The following is a 17,036-nucleotide window of genomic DNA, read 5'->3' as shown; positions in this document are numbered from 1 at the left end:
AAGACTGGGCCGCGAGGAGCGCGTGATGCTGAACGCTCCGACGAAGCGGCACCCGGCTCCGGAGCGGCATCCTGGCAGACGGGCACCCGCCGCCGCCCACCCTCGAACGCGAACAGGAGCGGACATGTCGATCATCCTCGGAGACCACCAGTACGGGAAGGCCGAGAACCGCGTCGTCAGGATCTACCGCGACTCCCCGCGCCACGAGATCCACGACGTCAACGTCTCGACCGCGCTGCGCGGCGACTTCGAGGCCGCGCACCTCGAGGGCGACCAGTCCGCGGTCCTGCCGACCGACACGCAGAAGCAGACCGCCTACTCCTTCGCCAAGGAGAAGGGGCTGCGCTCGATCGAGGCCTACGGTCTCGAGCTCGCCCGGCACTTCGTCGACGGCTACGCGCCCGTCCACGGCGCGCGCGTCGAGATCGAGGAGTTCGCGTGGGAGCGCGTGCTCGTCGACGGGCAGGAGCACGACCACACCTGGGTCAGGAAGGGTCAGGAGGTGCGCACCGCCTCGGTGACCGTCGAGGGCGTCGGCGAGGACCAGCGGATCTGGGTCACCGGCGGCTTCAAGGACCTCACGATCCTCAAGTCGACGGGGTCGGAGTTCCACGGGTTCCTGACCGACCCGTACACGGTGCTGCAGCCGACGAACGACCGGGTGATGGCCACGTCGCTTGTGGCGAAGTGGCGCTTCGCGCTCACTCCCGACGAGCTCGCCGCGATGGACTGGGAGGCGGTCTACTCCGGCGTGAAGGCCCTGATGATCAGCCGCTTCGCCACCGTGCACTCGCTCGCGCTGCAGCAGACCCTGTTCGAGATGGGCAAGGCTGTGCTGGAGGAGTTCCCGCAGATCGTCGAGATGCGCCTGTCGGCCCCGAACAAGCACCACTTCGTCTACGACCTCTCGCCGTTCGGAGTGACGAACGACAACGAGGTCTTCCACGCCGACGACCGTCCGTACGGGCTCATCCAGGCGAGCGTCGTGCGCGACGACGCGCCGGACGCCGGACCGGCCTGGTACGCCTACACGGGACTGGTGTGACCGCCGCCGTCCACCGCGGGCACCTCCTGCACGTCGCCGGCCGGCCCGCGCTCGAGCAGGCGCGCGCGTCCCTCGTGTCGATCCCGGACGGCGCGCTCGTCGTGGACGACGCGGGCGTCATCGCCTGGACCGGCCGCTACGCCGACCTGCCCGATGCGTACCGAGCCCTGCCGGTGACGGGCGACTCCTCCGCGATCCTCGTGCCCGGCTTCGTCGACGCGCACGTGCACTTCCCGCAGACCTACTCGCTCGACGGCTACGGCGGCGGGCAGCTGCTCGAGTGGCTCGACGGCACGATCTTCCCGGCGGAGGCGCGGCTCGCCGATCAGGCGTTCGCCGCCCGCATCGCCCGCGACTTCACCCGACGCCGGATCGCCGCCGGCACGACCGCGGCGATGGTCTTCGGATCCGCGTTCCCGCACGCGCAGGACGCCCTCTTCGAGCGCAGCCGGGACGCGGGACTGCGCCTGGTCTCGGGACGGGGCGTGCAGACCGTCGGGCCCGACTCCGCGGCGCCGCTGCTCACCGGCGAGGCCGAGGCGATCGACCTGGTCGCCGACGAGATCGAGCGCTGGCACGCCGTCGACACCGGCGATCCCGCGACGGCGCTGCTGCAGGTCGCGATCGTGCCGCGGTTCTCCCTCTCCGTCACTCCGACGACCCTCGGCGCCCTCGGCGACCTGTACGACGACGTGCGCGGCCGCGGGGTGTACGTGCACACGCACCTGAACGAGAACGACCGCCCGGGCGACGGCGAGATCGCCGCGGTGCTCGCCTCGTTCGGCACCCGCAGCTACCTCGACACCTACGACGGGCTGTTCCTCCCGGGCTCCGAGCGCGGCGGCTCGTCGCTGCTGGGTCGGCGCACGATCCTCGCGCACGCGGTGCACTGCCAGGACGCGGAGCTGCACCGGATGGTCGAGACGGGCACCTCGATCGCGCACTGCCCGACGTCGCAGCAGTTCCTCGGCTCGGGCACGATGCCCTGGCGGCGCACCGTCGCGAGCGGAGTGACGGTGGCGCTCGGGAGCGACGTGGGGGCCGGCGACGAGTGGCTCCTGCCGCGCGTCGCGAACGATGCGTTCAAGGTGCACCTGTCCGAGCCCGGCGACGCGTCGGTGCCGCTGCACCCGGCCGAGCTGCTGTTCTCGGCGACCCTCGCAGGAGCTCGCGCGCTCGACATGGAGGACCGCTTCGGCAACCTCGACGTCGGCAAGGACGCCGACTTCCTCCGGATCGAGCCTGCGCGCTGGGAGCCGTTGGCGGACGTGCTCGAGCACGGGATCCGGGCGGACGACGAGGAGACGGCGACGGCGCAGCTGCTCTTCGCGCTGCTGATGGGGATCCGCGAGCCCGCGATCGCGGCGGTGCACGTGCAGGGTCGCGAGGTGCACGTTCGGGAGTAGCGCGGGCGCGCTCCGCGGCGTTTGCACGATCTGCAGGCATCCACGCGATCTGCAGGCATCCGCACCATCTGCAGGCATCCGCGCGATCTGCAGGTATCTGTGCGATCTGCAGGTGTCTGTGCGATCTGCAGGTGTTCCGCGCGGGAAGGCGCCTTCCTCCGCATCACGGCATCGGGCGACCCCCGGATCCCCTGCGAATCGCACGCAGCGACCCGCGGATCCCCTGCGAATCGCACACAGCGGGCACCCGCAGACGCGCCCTCAGCGCAGCTGGAGCGCCAGGAACAGGTCCGCCCGGTCCGACGTGTTCGACAGGTCCCGCTGCGTCAGCTCCTCGACCCGCGCGATCCGGTACCGCACCGTGTTCAGGTGCAGGTGTGTCTGCTCCGCGGTCCGCACCCACGACCCGCCCGACTCCAGGAACGCCGCCAGGGTCGCGACGAGCGCGGAGTTGTAGCGCGCGTCGTGCTCGATCAGGCGGCCCAGCACGAGCTCCACGAACACGGTGCGCAGGTGGTCCGGCACCGCGGTCAGCAGCTGCACCGCCGAGGTCACCTCGCCCGCGTCGTTGATGCGCACGCGGGAGCCGTCACCGGGGACGCCCGGCAGCAGCATCCCGTAGCGCGCCGAGCGCAGTGCTCCGCCCAGTGCCGCGAGCGACGTCGCCGCACTCGTGCCGACCCGCAGGACCTGGCCGTCGAGTCCCGGTCCCACGCGCCGCAGGGCGGCGGTCACGACGGCCAGCGGATCCGCTCCGGTCGGGATCGCGTCGGTCGCGTCGACCGGCAGCACCGCCACCACGCGCCCCTCCGCGTCGCGGCCCACGACCGCCCGACCCAGGTGCGAGGCGGCGTCGGTCAGCAGCCGGCGGGCGAGATCCGCGGAGGAGTCGTCGTCGAAGCCCGCGGCGATCACGGCGCAGCGCCCGACCCCACCGAGCCCCAGTTGACGGAGGTAGACGGCCGTCTCGGGCTGCTCGCTGTCCTCCTCGACGAGCTCGAGCAGCCGGTCGGCGAGCGCGGTGTCGGCGAGCGTCTCGGCGTCGCGCTGCAGCCGGTAGAGCCCCACCACTCCGGTGAGCTCGGTGACGGCGTCGAGCAGGGACGGGTGCCAGCCGTTCCAGTCGCCGGCGACCACGACGAACCAGGCCGTGGCGCGGTGCTCGTCGGCGCCGGTGACGGCGAAGACCGACAGGGTTCCGCCGTGCGCGTCCGGCACCGTGACCGGGTTCTGCCGCGCGGTCAGTCCGGCGTGGACCACGCGCTCGATCTCGGTCAGCCCGAGCGGCTCGGCGGCGGCGGCCGCGCGCCCGGTCCCGGTGAGGACGCGGACCGGCCGGCCGAGCTCGCTGGACGTCCGCGCGATCAGCTCGTCGAGCAGCTGCCCGCGGTAGACGTCGGTCAGCAGCTGGCGCTGGCGGGCGAGCCCCGCCGTGAGCCGGGCCACCCGGTCCCCCGCCAGGGCGTTCGAGAGGTGCGCCGTGATCGACGCGAACGAGACGTCCGCCGGCACCGCGAAGAGCGCGACTCCGTGCGCGCGGCACGCCTCGATCACGTCGTCGGGCACGAAGCCGTAGAGGCCCTCGCCCGCGAGCAGCGCCACCGCCCCGGAGGCGGCGACCGCCGAGACGAACACGTCGCTGTCCTCGGGGGTGCGGCGCCACATCATGCCGGTCAGCACGAGCTGGTCGCGGGCGAGGTAGCGGCGCGGGTCGAGCAGGTCGGTGGTGAAGGTCCAGTTCACGGGCAGCGCGAGCGCCTCGGGAGTCGTGTACACGGCCCGGATCCGCAGCTGCGGAGCGTCGAGGACGTCCTGGAGCTGCACGCTCAGCTCCCCCGGTACGTCGAGTAGGCGAACGGGCTGAGCAGCAGCGGCACGTGGTAGTGCGCGCCCTCGTCGGCGAGCCGGAAAGCGATGACGACCTCGGGGAAGAACGACTCGACGTCGCCGAAGTAGGCGGCGGTGTCGAAGACGACGCGGTAGACACCGGCGGGCAGCGACTCCGGGCCGAACGCGGTGACGCGCCCGTCGGCGTCGGTGCGCGCCTCGGCGAGACGCTGCCAGCCGGAGTCGGTGCGTGCCTCGAGCACGACGGGCACCCCCTCGGCCGGTCGGCCCCGCACGGCGTCGAGCACGTGGGTCGTGACGTGACTGGCGTGCGCGCTCATCGGGCGGCCTCCTCGACGACGGCCCCCGACTCGGAGCCGAGGGCGCGCACGCGCAGCACCGTGATCTCGCGGAGCTGATCGGCGACGATCGCCCGCTCGACGGCGTCGTCGAGGGTGAGACGCCGTTCGAGCTCGGCGACGATCTCGGCGCGCGAGCGCCCGGCCGCGCGGATCAGGAACACGCGGTCGAACCGCTCCTCGTAGGCGCGGTTGCCGGCGATCAGGCGCTCGGCGAGATCCTCGTCGCTCGACGCGCTCGCGGCCTGCTCGGCGGCCGAGAAGGCGGAGGCGCGCCCCGAGGCGGCGTGCCGCTCGCCGATCCGCGGGTGGTCGGCGAGGGCGGCGTCGATCTCGTCCGTCGTCAGCGTGCGCGCGACGCGGTCAGCTGCCTCGGCGAGCTCCTCCGTCGAGGCGTAGGGCGCTCCGTGGGCGACCTCGTCGGCCCAGCGGGGCACGGCGAGGCAGGCGAGCAGGGCGTCCCGGAGCGGGGCGGGGGCGGGAGTGGTCATGGTCTCTCCTCGTCGGGCGGCGGGGTGGGGCACGATGGTGGGATGGATGCTGCCGTCGTCACCGGGATCGTCCTCGCGGCGGGCGCGGGGCGTCGCGCGGGCGGCCCGAAGGCTCTGCGGCGGGGTGCGGACGGCACTCCGTGGGTTGAGCTCGCCGTGCGGCGGCTGCGGGCGGTCGGCTGCGGCCGGGTGCTGGTGGTCCTGGGGGCCGGAGCCGACGACGCGCGCCGTCTCGTCCCTCCGGAGACCGGGATCGTGGTCGCCGAGGACTGGGCCGACGGGATGTCCGCGTCGCTGCGCGCGGGACTCGCGGCCGCGACCGGCGAGGCCGCCCTGGTGACACTCGTGGACCTGCCGGAGGAGCCCACCGCGGTCGGCGCGCGCGTCCTCGCGGCGGCTCCCCCGGGTCCGGAGGCCCTCGCTCGAGCCGTGCACGACGGCCGGCCCGGTCATCCCGTGCTGATAGGACGCGCGCACTGGGCGGCGATCCGCGCGGAGGTCCACGGCGACTCCGGCGCGCGCGACCACCTCGAGGAGCACGGGGCGCTGGCCGTCGAGTGCGGCGACCTCGCCGACGGCCGCGATCACGACGGCCCCGCCTGAGCGAGGGCGTCGCGCAGGGCGCGCCAGGCCAGCGTGGCGCAGACCGAGCGCACCGGATTCGCGGCCACCGCGAGCAGGGCCGCCTCGTCGCCGAGCATCGGATCCGCGACCCGCAGGCTCATCGAGATCAGGAGCGCGCCGACGCGACCGGCCAGCGCCTCCGCCCCGAGACCGTCGAGCTCGTCGACGAGCATCGACGCGGAGCCCTGCGACAGCTCGCAGCCCCGCCCCGTCCAGCGGAGCGACAGACCGCCGTCGACGCGGACGACGCGCAGCGCGAGCCGGTCGCCGCAGGTCGGCGTGAGCAGCTCGACGCGTCCGAGCACGTCCTCGGACGCGTCCTCGGCGGCCCGCCCCACCGGGTGCCGGGCGTGCAGCCGGATCAGATCGGCGGCCTCGACCGCGTTCACGCCCGGTCCTCGATCTCGGAGAGCTCCGCGTAAACGGTGCTGATCCCGGCGATCCGCTCGCGGGCGTCCCGCGGACGCGCCCCGAGCACCCCCGAGGCGAGTAGTGCGACGGCGCTCATCGCCGCGGCGTAGCTGTCGAACGCCGAGTCGCTGTCGACGGGGCACTCGAGCCAGACCGCCGCCCGGTCGGCGAACCGGCGGGCCTGGGCGTCGGCGAGCAGCACGACCGGCACCCCGCGCGCGGCGAGCACGTCGAGGAGCGCGGCGAAGGAGGAGGGGCGCCGGCGGAAGCCGACCAGCACGACGACGTCCTCGGCGCCGAGCCCCACGACCTCCTCGCCGAGCGACTGACCGGGCTGCGGCGCCACTCGGACGCGGGCGCGGGCCTGGGCGAGCTGCTGGCGCAGGTGCAGCGCCACCGGGTAGCTGTTGCGCATCCCGACGACCACGACCTCGCGGGCGTCCGAGACGAGGCGCACGGCGGCGTCCAGCCGTCCGTCGCCGAGCGCCGCGGCGAGCCGCTGCAGATTGGCGCGCTCGCTCTCGAGGTGCGCGGCGATTGGGTCGCCGGCGGTCGAGGCGGGGCCGACTGGGACTCCCGAGCTGCGCAGCGCGCGGGCGTGCTCGCGCACCTCCTGCGAGTTCGAGAACCCGAGGCGCCGGAACAGCCGCGACACCGTGGCCTTGGACACTCCGCTGTGCTGCGCGAGCTCGGTCGCCGTGTAGATCGCCAGGTCGCCGAGGTGGTCGAGGATGAAATCGGCCGCCCGCTGCTCCTGCCGCGAGAGCGAAGCGTAGCCCGCGTCGATGCGGTGCCCGATGCTGGGCGGCGCCTCGGCATCGGAGGGGGCGGCCCCGGTCACGCGCGCGACCTCGCGAAGGCGTGCACCGCCGCCTCGAAGGCGTCCAGTGCCACGGCCACGTCGGCCTCGGTGACGTTCTCCTCCGGGTGGTGGCTGACGCCTCCCTCGCAGCGGAGGAAGAGCATCGCGTACTCAGTGAGCTCGGCGATCGCCATCGCATCGTGACCGGCCTTCGAGAAGAGCACCATCGGCTCCTCGTCGCCGGTCGCGCGGATGCCCTCGCGGATCACGTCCTGCAGCCGGTCGGAGGCGACGACGGCGGGGGCGCCGTGGGTCTCCTCGACGGTCAGAGAGAGGCGTCGGCGGCGCGCCGTCTCGGACATCGCGTGCTGGATCTCGTCCCAGACGCGGTCGCGCACGTCGTCGAACTCGGCGCGCAGATCGAGGCTGAACTCGACCCGCCCCGGGATCACGTTGACCGCGCCGGGGAACGCCTCGAGGCGCCCGACCGTCGCGATGCAGCCGTTGTCGCGGGCGATCCGCTCGACCGCGAGCACCGCCTCCGCAGCCCCCGTGAGCGCGTCGCGGCGGCGGTCGAACGGCACTCCGCCCGCGTGACCGGCCTTGCCGGTGAGCGTGAGGGCGAACCGCCGGGCGCCGGCGATGGAGGAGACGACGCCGAGGGCGCGGTCGGCCTCCTCGAGGTACGGGCCCTGCTCGATGTGCGCCTCGAGGTAGCCGAGCAGGTCGTCGGCCGCCCGGGCGGCGGTCGAGATGCGGGAGGGGTCGAGCCCGAACTCGTGGAACGCCTCGACGAGCGTGGTGCCCTGCGCGTCCTCGAGCTCCCACCAGTGCTCGTCCCAGGTGCCGGCGACAGCGCGCGATCCGAGCAGGGCGGTGCCGAAGCGGGTGCCCTCCTCGTCGCCGAACGCCACGACCTCGATCGCGAACGGCAGGCGGACGCCGGCGGCGTTCAGCCGCGAGACGACTCCGATCGCGAGCATCACGCCCAGGATCCCGTCGTAGCGTCCCGCGTCGATCACCGTGTCGAGGTGGGACCCGAGCATCAGCGCGGGCTGCCCCGCGCTCGCGCCCTCGTAGCGGCCGCACTGGTTGCCGGCGGCGTCCTGCCACGTCCGCATGCCCGCCTCCTCCATCCAGGCGGCCGCCATCGCGTTGACACGGGCGTGCTCCGGAGAGAGGTAGACGCGCTCGATCGCCCCGCGCGTGCTCGAGACCGCCGCGAGCAGATCGCAGCGCTCCATGATCAGGGCGGCGTCGACGGCGCTCACGCCGCGCTCCCGTAGACGCCGTAGGCGCCGTCCACCCCGCCGCCCGGAGAGACGGAGGCGCCCGCGCGTCGGAGGACCGCCTCGAGCGCGGCGAGCGTGGTCAGGACCGTGTCGGTGCGGGCGTTGTAGCCCATGGTGCCGATGCGCCAGACCTTGCCGTGCAGCGGCCCGAACGACGTGCCGATCTCGATGCCGAAGTCCTCGAGCATCGCGCCGCGCACAGCGTCGCCGTTCACGCCGTCCGGGATCCGGACCGCGACGACGTTGCTCATCTTGTGCGCGACGTCGCCGAACACCTCGAGCCCGAGGCCCTGCACGCCGGCGAGCATCGCCGCTCCGTGCAGCCGGTGCCGGGCGATCGTGTTCTCGAGGCCCTCCTCGACGATGATCCGGGCGCACTCGCGCGCGCCGTAGAGCATCGTGGTCGCCTCGGTGTGGTGGTTCAGCCGGCGCGGACCCCAGTAGTCGAAGACCATGCCGAGGTCGAAGTAGTTGGAGCGGACGGGGTGCGCGCTGACCGCGTCGCCCTCGTCGCGGATGCCCGCCTCGATGCTCTTGCGCGACTCGATCACGGCGACGGCCCGCTCCGAGAAGGTCACGGGCGCCGAGCCGGAGGGGCCGCCGAGGCACTTCTGCAGCCCCGCCGAGACGGCGTCGAGCCCCAGCTCGTCGGCGCCGAACGAGTTGCCGGCGAGGGACGCGGTGACGTCGGTGTAGAAGAGCACGCCGTGCTTCTCGCAGATCGCGCCGAGCTCCTCGAGCGGCTGCGCCATCGTCGTGGAGGTGTCTCCGTGCACGACCGCGAGCACCTTCGGGCGGACCCTCTCGATCGCCTCGGCGATCACCGACACGGGGAACACCTGCCCCCACTCCGCCTCGATCACGTGCACCTCGGCGCCGCAGCGCTCGGCGATCTCGCGGAGGAGGTGGCCGAACCTGCCGAAGACCGGCACGAGCACGCGGTCGCCCGGCTCGAGCATCGAGACGAGGGCGGCCTCGATGCCCGCGCGGCTGGTGCCGTCGACGAGCATCGTCTTCTCGTTCTCCGTGACGAAGACGCGGCGGTAGAGCTCCTGCGTCTCGGTCATGTAGGCGGTCATGGAGGGGTCGTACTGGCCGACCAGCTGCGCCGACATGGCGCGCAGCACGCGGGGGTCCGCGTTGATCGGACCGGGGCCCATCAGGAGCCGCGGGGGCGGGTCGATCGGCAGGAACGTCGAGATCGCGGGCGCGGTCGGAATGGGAACCACCTCTTCACGGACGGGGAACGCAGGCGGAAGACCTGTTTCAACCGGTCATTCTACGGAACAGACGTTTCACCCGTGTTTCGGGGAGCCGAACGCGGCCGCCCTCTCGAGGAGGGCGAGGTCCGCGCCGCGCGGGCCGACCAGGCACAGTCCCACCGGAGCGCCGGCGACCGAGAGCAGCGGCGCCGACAGAGCCGGGTAGCCGCCGATCCCCGCGACGCAGGTCATGCTCAGCGTCGCCGTGCGCACCGCGTCGATCCGCTCCGCCGAGGCGTCCAGCGGTGGGGCGGGCGAGGAGGCGGACGGGAGGAGCAGCACCCGGTCACCGAGAGCCGAGTCGAGGGCGGAGCGGTAGCCGTCGAGGCGCTCCCGCGCGGCGGCGACCGTCGCCGCATCCAGCCGGGACGCCGCATCGAAGCGCCCCTGCACGTCCGGAGCCAGGGCACCCGGATGCGCCGAGACCCACTCGCCGTCGGCGGCCCACGCCTCCGCCGCCTGCACGGTGCGGAAGTCGGCGAACATCTCGGCCACGGGCGGCAGGACGACGCTCTCGGGCTCCTCCAGCGCGCCGTCGGCGACCAGCGCCTCGACGCGGCGCGCGAACGCCTCCTGTACCGCCGGATCGGCCGCCGTGAGCAGGCCCGGCGCCGTCACGACTCCGCGGCCCGCCACGCGCTGCTCGGCTCGCGCGAGCCCGACCCGCGCGACGCGCTGCAGAGTCAGGACGTCCCGCGTCAGCCAGCCGACGGTGTCGAAGCTCGGCGCCAGCGGCAGCAGCCCCGCCGCGGGCACGGCGCCGTGCGTCGTCCGCAGTCCCCAGAGCCCCTGGTACGAGGCGGGCACGCGGATCGAGCCCGCCGTGTCGGTCGCGAGCCCGACGGAGGCCTGCCCGAGCGAGACGGCGGTCGCCGGTCCGCTCGAGGAGCCGCCGGGGATCGCGCCCGGCACGGCCGGATTCGGCGGCGTCCCGTAGCCGGAGTTGCGGCCCGCGATGCTGTACGCGAACTCGTCCGTCTGCGCGAGACCGCGGACGGACGCCCCCGCCTCGAGCAGGTCCGCCACGGCCGGAGCCGTCCCGGTCTCGATCGCGGCCTCGGCGAGGTGCGCGGGCACGCCGGCCCCGATCCGCTGCCCCTCGATCGCGAAGAGGTCCTTCACCGCGATCTCGAGCCCGTCCAGCTCGCCCGAGCCGGTCGGAGGCACCAGCGGCGCACCGACGACCCGCCAGACCCGCACATCAAGGGCCGGCGCGGGCGCCTGCACCTGCGCGGCGCGCACCCGCCAGACGCCATCGTCGAGCGACCACAGCTGCGTGACGAGACCGCGCCCGCCGCGGGACGGCGTGTTCACCGTGACGACCAGCGCGGTGCCGGCGTCCACCGCCCGCACGTGCAGCTCGGCCAGGCCGCGCGGAGGAGTCCCGCCGCGCCGTCCGCGGAAGCCGGTGATCGCGTCGTGGCCGACCAGCAGCCCCGAGGCGTCGCCCCGGAGCGTCGTCGGGGCGCGGACGAACGCGTCGGCGAGCGCCGGCACGTCGTCGGCCGAGAGTGCGGCCTCGTAGGCGAGGACCGCGTCGACGAGGCCGTCCGGAAGCTCGCCCTCGAGCGAGGTCACGCGCGGGTCAGACATCGAAGTCCGCCGTCCGCACGCGGGCGTGCACGCCCTTCACGAGGTCGACGACCTGCGAGATGTTGAAGTCGGTCGCGGCGCTGAGGTACGCGTAGGCGAGGCTCGCGTCCATCCCGTAGCGCGCCTGCAGCAGCGCGATGGCCGCGCGCACGCAGTTCTGCACGGCGATGTCGAGGTCGGCGTCCATCCCGGTGGGCACCAGGAACTCGCTCGTCTCGCCCAGCGGCCCGACGAGCTCGCCGAACGCCTCGAGCGCGTCGGCGCGCCGCACCACCTCGAACCGGACCCGGACGCGGAGACTCGCCTCCATCGCCGTCAGCGCGACCTCGCCGTCGCCCTGCGCGAAGTGCGGGTCGCCGACGTACGCGAGCGCCTCCGGCACCTGCACCGGCAGGTAGAGGCTCGTCCCTGCGGTGAGCAGCGAGATGTCGATGTTGCCGCCGTGCGGGCCGGGCGGCACGGAGTGGGGGCGCTCGTCGCCCGCGACCGCGACGCCCATGATCCCGAGGAACGGGTGCAGCTCGAAGCGCGCCGAGCGCTCGCCTCCCGTTACCAGCGGCAGCACTCCGCGGCGGACGCCGTCCGCTGCGTCCTCGACGTGCGCGAAGGCGCTGAAGGGCCCCGCCGCGAGCGGGTACTCCCCCGGCAGCGCGCCGCGCCCGTGCCGGTTCGAGATCACGCCGTACGGCACCCGCGGCTCGGCCTCGAGGAGGGTCATCCGCAGCAGGTCGCCGGGCCGCGCGCCCCGGACGGCGATGGGACCCGTGACGACGTGCGGACCGTCGACCTCCGCGTCGCGGAACGGACCGGAGGCGGCGAGCGCGATCGCGTCGCGCAGCACGCCCTCGGGAGCGACGCCGTGCCGACCGAAGAACGCGACCGGATCGCGGCCTTGATCCTCCAGCACGCCCTCGTGGCTGAGGGTGTCGATGACGACCTCGGTACCGGAGTCGATGCTCAGCACCGCGCGGTCGCTCGCGCAGGGCAGCCGCCCCCAGAGCACCGAGTCGGGGCTCGCGGGCAGGTACTCCACGCCCTCCGGGATCGACTCACCGGGCTGCACCGCCCACTCCGCCAGCCGCATGCGCCGCCCGCCTTCCTGCGCGGGAGCCTCCCGCGACCGTCCGACAGTACCGAAGCCGTGTTTCGTCTCTTCGCGCGCATCCGTGGCAGGATCGGCGGAGCTCAGCCCCTGCTCCACCCCGCGAGACGGCACTCCCGCACGAGACACGCCGGTGCGAGCGTGCCGACGTGGCGTCTCGCGGGCGCCTCCCCTCCCTCCGACGACAGGACCCCCGTGTTCCGACGCCTGCGCACGCGCACCGACAACGTCCACCTCGGCCTCATGCTCGCCTTGACCTTCTCGACCGGCATCATCGACGCCGTCGGCTACCTCGGCCTCGACCGCGTCTTCACCGGCAACATGACCGGCAACGTCGTGATCCTCGGCATGGCCCTGGCCGGCGCCGACGACCTGCCCGTCGTCGGCCCGATCATCGCGCTCGTCGGCTTCATGCTCGGCGCCGCGCTCGGCGGCCGCGTGCTGCGCCCCGTGAAGACGGGCTGGACCACCCGCTCCACCTGGCTCTTCACCGTCGTCGGCCTGCTGATGGCCGTCCTCGCGATCGTCCTCGGCGTCGTCCCCGAGCACCAGGAGCCGCTCGCGCTCACCGTCACCGGGATCCTCGGCCTCGCCATGGGTCTGCAGGCGGCGACCGCCCGCCACATCGCCGTGAAGGACGTCACCACCGTCGTCGTCACGTCGACCATCACCGGGCTCGCGGCCGACTCGTGGCTCGGCAGCGGCAAGGGCCAGCCCTGGTTCCGCCGCCTCGCGGCCGTCGTGCTGATCGGGGCCGGAGCCGGAGTTGGCGCGCTGGCCCTGAACGTCGGCCTCTGGCTCGGCCTCGCGATCGCGGCCGCGATCACCCTGATCGCCTCGCTCTTCGGCCACCTCGTCGCGCACGTGAAGCACGCTCCGGCGCCCGAGAAGGCCGCGGCCTGACACTCCCCGCACAAGCTCAGCTCAGAGGGGGGTCTGTCGGCTGTCAGGGCCTGTGCCCCTCTCGCAGCAGACGTTCCGCCCCTACCACCCGCGGCAGCAGCTGGCAGTGCGGGCACAGGTGCGACGAGCGGTTCATGAACGGCACCCGCACGATCGCCTCGCCGCACCGAGGGCACGGCTTCCCGGTCTGCCCGTAGGCGTTCAGGCTGTGCGAGAAGTACCCCGACGCCCCGTTCACGTTCACGTACTGGGCGTCGAAGCTCGTCCCGCCCTCGGCCAGCGCGCGCTCGAGCACCGAGCGCACCTCCGCGAAAAGCCGGCGGATGCGCGGCTCGCTCAACGACGCGCTCGAGCGCTCCGGATGCAGCTCCGCCGCCCACAGCGACTCGTCCGCGTAGATGTTGCCGATCCCGCTGACCAGCGTCTGATCGAGCAGTGCCCGCTTGATCCCACTGTGCCGGCGTCCGAGCGCCGTCACGATGGCGGGCAGGTCGAAGAAGGGGTCGAGCGGATCACGCGCGATGTGCGCCACCTGCGAGGGGACGCGCGCGGCCCAGTCGCCGAGCGGCCCGTCGCCGGAGTAGCCGCCCGGGGCGCCGTCGGGGGTCGGCTCGAGCGTGTCGATCGCCATCGAGCCGAAGATCCGCTGGTCGACGAAGTGCAGGGCGAGCTCACCGTGCTCGGGGTGGTCGATGCCGATCCGGATGCGCGTCAGCCTCGCGGGCGGCGCGTCCGCGGCGCGCAGCAGCACCTGCCCGCTCATCCCGAGGTGCACCAGCAGCGCCTCGTCGCGGCCCGCGGGCATCCAGAGGAACTTCCCGCGGCGCACCGCTCCGGCGAGCCGGCGCCCGACCAGCAGCCGCTCGAACGTGCCGTGCGGATGCACGTGCCGTTTCAGCGAGCGCTCGTCGACGATCTCGACACCGGTCACGAGCGATCCCGTGACGGCCGGGGCGAGGCCGGCGCGCACCACCTCGACCTCGGGCAACTCGGGCACGTCAGGCTCCGGAGGCGGGCGGCAGCGCGGCCAGGCGCGTCCAGGCGTCCAGCGCCGCGGCCATCTCGGCCGCCTTCTTGCTGGTCCCCTCGCCGCGGGCGGTCACCAGACCACCGACGATCACCGTCGCCAAGAAGACCTTGTTGTGGTCGGGGCCGGTCGCTGCGATCTCGTAGCGGGGAGCGGGAGCGCCGTGCTCGGCGGCCGCCTCCTGCAGGCTCGTCTTTGGATCCATCGAGACGCCGAAGCGGCCCGGGTCGGCACGCAGCGGAGCGATGAGGCGCAGCACGAGGTCGCGCGCGGCATCGGGGCCGGTGCCGAGGTAGACGGCTCCGATGATCGCCTCGACCGTGTCGGCGAGGATCGACGCCTTCTCGCGACCGCCGGTCAGCTCCTCGCCGCGGCCGAGCCGGAGGAACTCGCCCAGGCCGATGCCGCGGGCGATCTCGGCCAGCGCGACCGTCGACACGAGGCTCGCCCGGCGCTTGGCCAGGTCGCCCTCGCTCAGGGCGGGGTACTCGGTGTAGAGCATGACGGTGACGGCCTGCCCGAGGATCGAGTCGCCGAGGAACTCGAGGCGCTCGTTGTGCGGGATGCCGCCGTGCTCGAAAGCGAACGACCGGTGCGTCAGGGCGAGCTCGAAGAGCTCACCGTCGAGGCTCACGCCGAGCGTGGCCTCCAGACGCGACCGGTCGTCGCTGGAGGGTGATGCGGAGGTCTGGTTCACCATGGACCACTCGACGTCCGTCGCGCAGCGACGGCTCGCCGGAGGAGTCGGATCAGACGTCGGCGACCTTGCGGCCCTTGTACTCGAGGAACAGCGCGGTGCCCGCGGAGTCCTCGACGACCTTGGCGCGGTGGGGGAGGCTGTAGACGACCTTGCCGTTCTCGACGGTCTTGACCAGGGTGGGGACCTCGGCCTTCCACTGCGAACGACGGGCGTGGGTGTTCGCGCGGGACTTCTTCCTCTTGGGAACAGCCATGATTCTCTCTTCTCTACGTGTGTCCCGTGTCGGGGCTAGTCGGTTTCGGTGCCGGCCTGACGGCCTGCACCGCTGTCTGCGGAAGCTCCGGGCGCTGCGGCCCCACCGTTCCCCGTCTCGCTCAACCCGGCGAGCGCGGCCCACCTGGGGTCGTGCGGCGCATCGGGTTCGCGCTCGGAGGAATCGGCCAGCCGCTCCCCCGTGACGGGGTCGAGGCCCGGACAATCCGGCCGGCAGACCGGCTGGAACGGCAGCGACAAAACCACCGCATCCCTGACCAGAGGTTCAAGATCCACGTGGTCGTCGTGAACCTCATAGTCGAAAGCTTCGTCAGAAGAGTACGCGAAAAGTTCCTGGAACTCGACATCGACAGGCAGGGAGATGTCGGTCAGGCACCGGCTGCACTCGCCGACGGCCTCCGCCGAGACCTCGACGCTGGCCAGGATGCCCTCGTGCACCGACTCCACGCGCACGTCGAGGTCGATCGGCGCGCCCTGCCGGACCGCCACGATCCCCTCGCCGTACTGCTCGGGAGCGTCGATGTCGAGACGGTGCTCGCGCATCTCCCCCGGACGGCCGATGAGATCGCGCACGTGCACGGTGAACGGCGTCTTTCGGAAAGTAGTCACGAGGGTCCATCTTACGCGCGACGGCGCCGAGCGGGCGGGAGAGCCCCAAGTCGCGGACGGGGCCAGGACGACGGCCCCGGCACGACGACGGGCCGGAGGCGTCGCGGACGACGGCCCCGGCCCGGGGAGCACGGATCAGGCGCCGCCCTCCTGCAGCGTCACCTCGATCGGCTCGAAGTCGGCGCCGCTCGTGTCGACGCCCTCCTCCTCGAGCTCGGCCAGCGCCTTCTCGACGTACTCGTTCGAGTACGCCGTCTCCGGCGGGTCGTCGCTGATGATCGTCGCGCCGGTCTCGTTCTGCGTCTCCTTGGCGATGTCGACCGTCTGCTGCCAGGCGGCCTCGTCGATCATGCCGATGCCTCCGGTGGAGGGCCAGATCAGCTTGTTGACCTCGTTGGTCATCCAGAGCTGGTGGCTCGTGCCGAGCGTCGAGCCGGCGGCGGTGACGATGTCGGCCGCCTCCTCCGGGTTGTCCTTCGCGTAGATCCAGCCCTTGATCGAGGCCTTCACGAACGCGACGGTCTGCTCCGCGTACGCGTCGTCGCTCTCGAGCTTCTCGGCGTCGGCCCAGATCGCGTCCTGCAGCATCGCCGTGCCGACGTCGTTCCAGCTGATCACGTTCAGGTCGTCGGGCGTGTACAGCTCCCCCGTCTCCGGGTTCACGCTCTCGAGCACCTGCGCGTACTCGTTGTAGGTCATCGCCTGCGCCGCATCGATGTCGCCGGCGAGGAAGCCGTTCATGTCGAACTGCTGCTGCACGAGCGAGATGTCGTCGAGCGACACTCCGTCCTGCTGCATGCCGGCGAAGAGCTCCCACTCGTTGCCGTAGCCCCAGCTTCCGACCGTCTTGCCGGACAGGTCGGCGGGCGAGGTGATGCCCTTGTCCTTGAACGAGATCTGCGTGGTGGCGCTGCGCTCGAAGATCTGCGCGACATCGGTGATCGCCGCGCCCTGCTCGATCGAGCCGAGCACCTTCGGCACCCACGAGATCGCGTAGTCCGCGTCGCCGGAGGCGAGGACGTCCTGCGGCACGATGTCGCCGCCGCCCTCGGCGATGGTGACGTCCAGACCCTCGTCCTCGTAGTAGCCCTGGTCGAGGGCGGCGTAGTACCCGGCGAACTGGGCCTGGGCGACCCACTGCAGCTGCAGGGTGACCGGCGCGAGGTCGCCCGAGCCTCCGCCCGAGCCGCCGTCGTCGGTTCCGGATGCGCTGCATCCGGTGAGCGCGAGACCGACGGCGGCGAGCCCCGCCGTCGTGGTCGTCGCGATGCGCGTGCGTCTGTTCACTGTTCCTCCAGATGGTGTGGTGC

Annotated in this window: 18 protein-coding genes; 4 read left to right on the top strand and 14 right to left on the bottom strand. The window is 73.0% G+C overall.

The features are described from left to right. Nucleotides 1–124: 124 nt before the first annotated feature. The gene (gene pucL / locus C1I63_RS13080) at nucleotides 125–1,045 is read left to right on the top strand and encodes a factor-independent urate hydroxylase (RefSeq protein WP_107575058.1); all 921 of its coding nucleotides are present in this window, start codon (nucleotides 125–127) and stop codon (nucleotides 1,043–1,045) included. Continuing rightward, nucleotides 1,042–2,451, top strand: a complete 1,410-nt coding sequence (locus C1I63_RS13075; protein ID WP_107575057.1) for an amidohydrolase family protein — start codon at nucleotides 1,042–1,044, stop codon at nucleotides 2,449–2,451. Before pucL ends, C1I63_RS13075 begins: the two co-directional genes overlap by 4 nt. A 261-nt stretch (nucleotides 2,452–2,712) precedes the next feature. Here C1I63_RS13075 and C1I63_RS13070 read toward each other — a convergent pair whose 3' ends face one another. From C1I63_RS13070 to uraD, 3 genes are read right to left on the bottom strand one after another with little or no spacing between them, the layout of a single operon-like run. Next, the gene (locus C1I63_RS13070; RefSeq protein WP_107575056.1) at nucleotides 2,713–4,275 is read right to left on the bottom strand and encodes a helix-turn-helix domain-containing protein; all 1,563 of its coding nucleotides are present in this window, start codon (nucleotides 4,273–4,275) and stop codon (nucleotides 2,713–2,715) included. Between the two features lie 2 nt (nucleotides 4,276–4,277). After that, on the bottom strand, nucleotides 4,278–4,619 hold the full coding sequence (uraH, locus tag C1I63_RS13065; RefSeq protein WP_107575055.1) for a hydroxyisourate hydrolase: 342 nt from the start codon (nucleotides 4,617–4,619) through the stop codon (nucleotides 4,278–4,280). After that, on the bottom strand, nucleotides 4,616–5,128 hold the full coding sequence (gene uraD / locus C1I63_RS13060; RefSeq protein WP_055792685.1) for a 2-oxo-4-hydroxy-4-carboxy-5-ureidoimidazoline decarboxylase: 513 nt from the start codon (nucleotides 5,126–5,128) through the stop codon (nucleotides 4,616–4,618). Before uraD ends, uraH begins: the two co-directional genes overlap by 4 nt. Nucleotides 5,129–5,170: 42 nt before the next feature. On the opposite strand from uraD, the gene C1I63_RS13055 reads away from it, so the two are divergent. Then, nucleotides 5,171–5,731 carry a nucleotidyltransferase family protein gene (locus tag C1I63_RS13055; RefSeq protein ID WP_107575054.1) on the top strand — a complete coding sequence of 187 codons (561 nt, stop codon included), beginning with the start codon at nucleotides 5,171–5,173 and terminating at the stop codon, nucleotides 5,729–5,731. Here the strand turns inward: C1I63_RS13055 and C1I63_RS13050 are convergent. The 6 genes from C1I63_RS13050 to C1I63_RS13025 form a co-directional block, all read right to left on the bottom strand. Beyond that, nucleotides 5,713–6,141 (bottom strand): iron-sulfur cluster assembly scaffold protein, encoded by a 429-nt coding sequence (locus C1I63_RS13050; RefSeq protein ID WP_107575053.1) that lies wholly within the window; start codon nucleotides 6,139–6,141, stop codon nucleotides 5,713–5,715. The two genes, C1I63_RS13055 and C1I63_RS13050, sit on opposite strands and share 19 nt — an antisense overlap. Next, a complete protein-coding gene (locus tag C1I63_RS13045) occupies nucleotides 6,138–7,004 on the bottom strand; it encodes a MurR/RpiR family transcriptional regulator (RefSeq protein ID WP_107575052.1) in 867 nt (288 codons plus the stop codon). Before C1I63_RS13045 ends, C1I63_RS13050 begins: the two co-directional genes overlap by 4 nt. Beyond that, a complete protein-coding gene (locus C1I63_RS13040; RefSeq protein WP_055792696.1) occupies nucleotides 7,001–8,236 on the bottom strand; it encodes an allantoate amidohydrolase in 1,236 nt (411 codons plus the stop codon). Before C1I63_RS13040 ends, C1I63_RS13045 begins: the two co-directional genes overlap by 4 nt. Continuing rightward, a complete protein-coding gene (locus C1I63_RS13035) occupies nucleotides 8,233–9,417 on the bottom strand; it encodes a pyridoxal-phosphate-dependent aminotransferase family protein (protein WP_107575866.1) in 1,185 nt (394 codons plus the stop codon). The genes C1I63_RS13040 and C1I63_RS13035 overlap by 4 nt, the downstream gene beginning before the upstream one ends. Before the next feature lie 135 nt (nucleotides 9,418–9,552). After that, complete coding sequence (locus C1I63_RS13030) at nucleotides 9,553–11,112, bottom strand: AtzH-like domain-containing protein (RefSeq protein WP_107575051.1); 1,560 nt, start codon at nucleotides 11,110–11,112, stop codon at nucleotides 9,553–9,555. Then, nucleotides 11,105–12,196 carry an acetamidase/formamidase family protein gene (locus C1I63_RS13025; protein ID WP_107575050.1) on the bottom strand — a complete coding sequence of 364 codons (1,092 nt, stop codon included), beginning with the start codon at nucleotides 12,194–12,196 and terminating at the stop codon, nucleotides 11,105–11,107. Before C1I63_RS13025 ends, C1I63_RS13030 begins: the two co-directional genes overlap by 8 nt. Nucleotides 12,197–12,409: 213 nt before the next feature. On the opposite strand from C1I63_RS13025, the gene C1I63_RS13020 reads away from it, so the two are divergent. Further along, complete coding sequence (locus C1I63_RS13020; RefSeq protein WP_342353110.1) at nucleotides 12,410–13,117, top strand: YoaK family protein; 708 nt, start codon at nucleotides 12,410–12,412, stop codon at nucleotides 13,115–13,117. 43 nt (nucleotides 13,118–13,160) lie between these two features. Here the strand turns inward: C1I63_RS13020 and mutM are convergent, their stop codons facing one another. The 5 genes from mutM to C1I63_RS12995 form a co-directional block, all read right to left on the bottom strand. Further along, on the bottom strand, nucleotides 13,161–14,114 hold the full coding sequence (gene mutM / locus C1I63_RS13015) for a bifunctional DNA-formamidopyrimidine glycosylase/DNA-(apurinic or apyrimidinic site) lyase (RefSeq protein WP_107575049.1): 954 nt from the start codon (nucleotides 14,112–14,114) through the stop codon (nucleotides 13,161–13,163). A gap of 1 nt (nucleotide 14,115) precedes the next feature. Continuing rightward, nucleotides 14,116–14,844, bottom strand: a complete 729-nt coding sequence (rnc, locus tag C1I63_RS13010; RefSeq protein WP_107575048.1) for a ribonuclease III — start codon at nucleotides 14,842–14,844, stop codon at nucleotides 14,116–14,118. A gap of 49 nt (nucleotides 14,845–14,893) precedes the next feature. Next, nucleotides 14,894–15,097, bottom strand: coding sequence for a 50S ribosomal protein L32 (rpmF, locus tag C1I63_RS13005; RefSeq protein ID WP_055792711.1), 204 nt, complete (start codon nucleotides 15,095–15,097; stop codon nucleotides 14,894–14,896). A 35-nt stretch (nucleotides 15,098–15,132) separates the two neighbouring features. Next, on the bottom strand, nucleotides 15,133–15,726 hold the full coding sequence (locus C1I63_RS13000) for a YceD family protein (RefSeq protein WP_235576877.1): 594 nt from the start codon (nucleotides 15,724–15,726) through the stop codon (nucleotides 15,133–15,135). A 135-nt stretch (nucleotides 15,727–15,861) separates the two neighbouring features. Then, nucleotides 15,862–17,013 (bottom strand): ABC transporter substrate-binding protein, encoded by a 1,152-nt coding sequence (locus C1I63_RS12995; RefSeq protein ID WP_244907071.1) that lies wholly within the window; start codon nucleotides 17,011–17,013, stop codon nucleotides 15,862–15,864. Between the last annotated feature and the right edge of the window lie 23 nt (nucleotides 17,014–17,036).

Origin of the sequence: Rathayibacter caricis DSM 15933 (assembly GCF_003044275.1) — a bacterium.
Taxonomy (GTDB): Bacteria; Actinomycetota; Actinomycetes; order Actinomycetales; family Microbacteriaceae; genus Rathayibacter; species Rathayibacter caricis.
The sequence above is the reverse complement of the archived record's forward strand: the minus strand, read 5'-3'. Positions and strand labels throughout refer to the sequence as shown.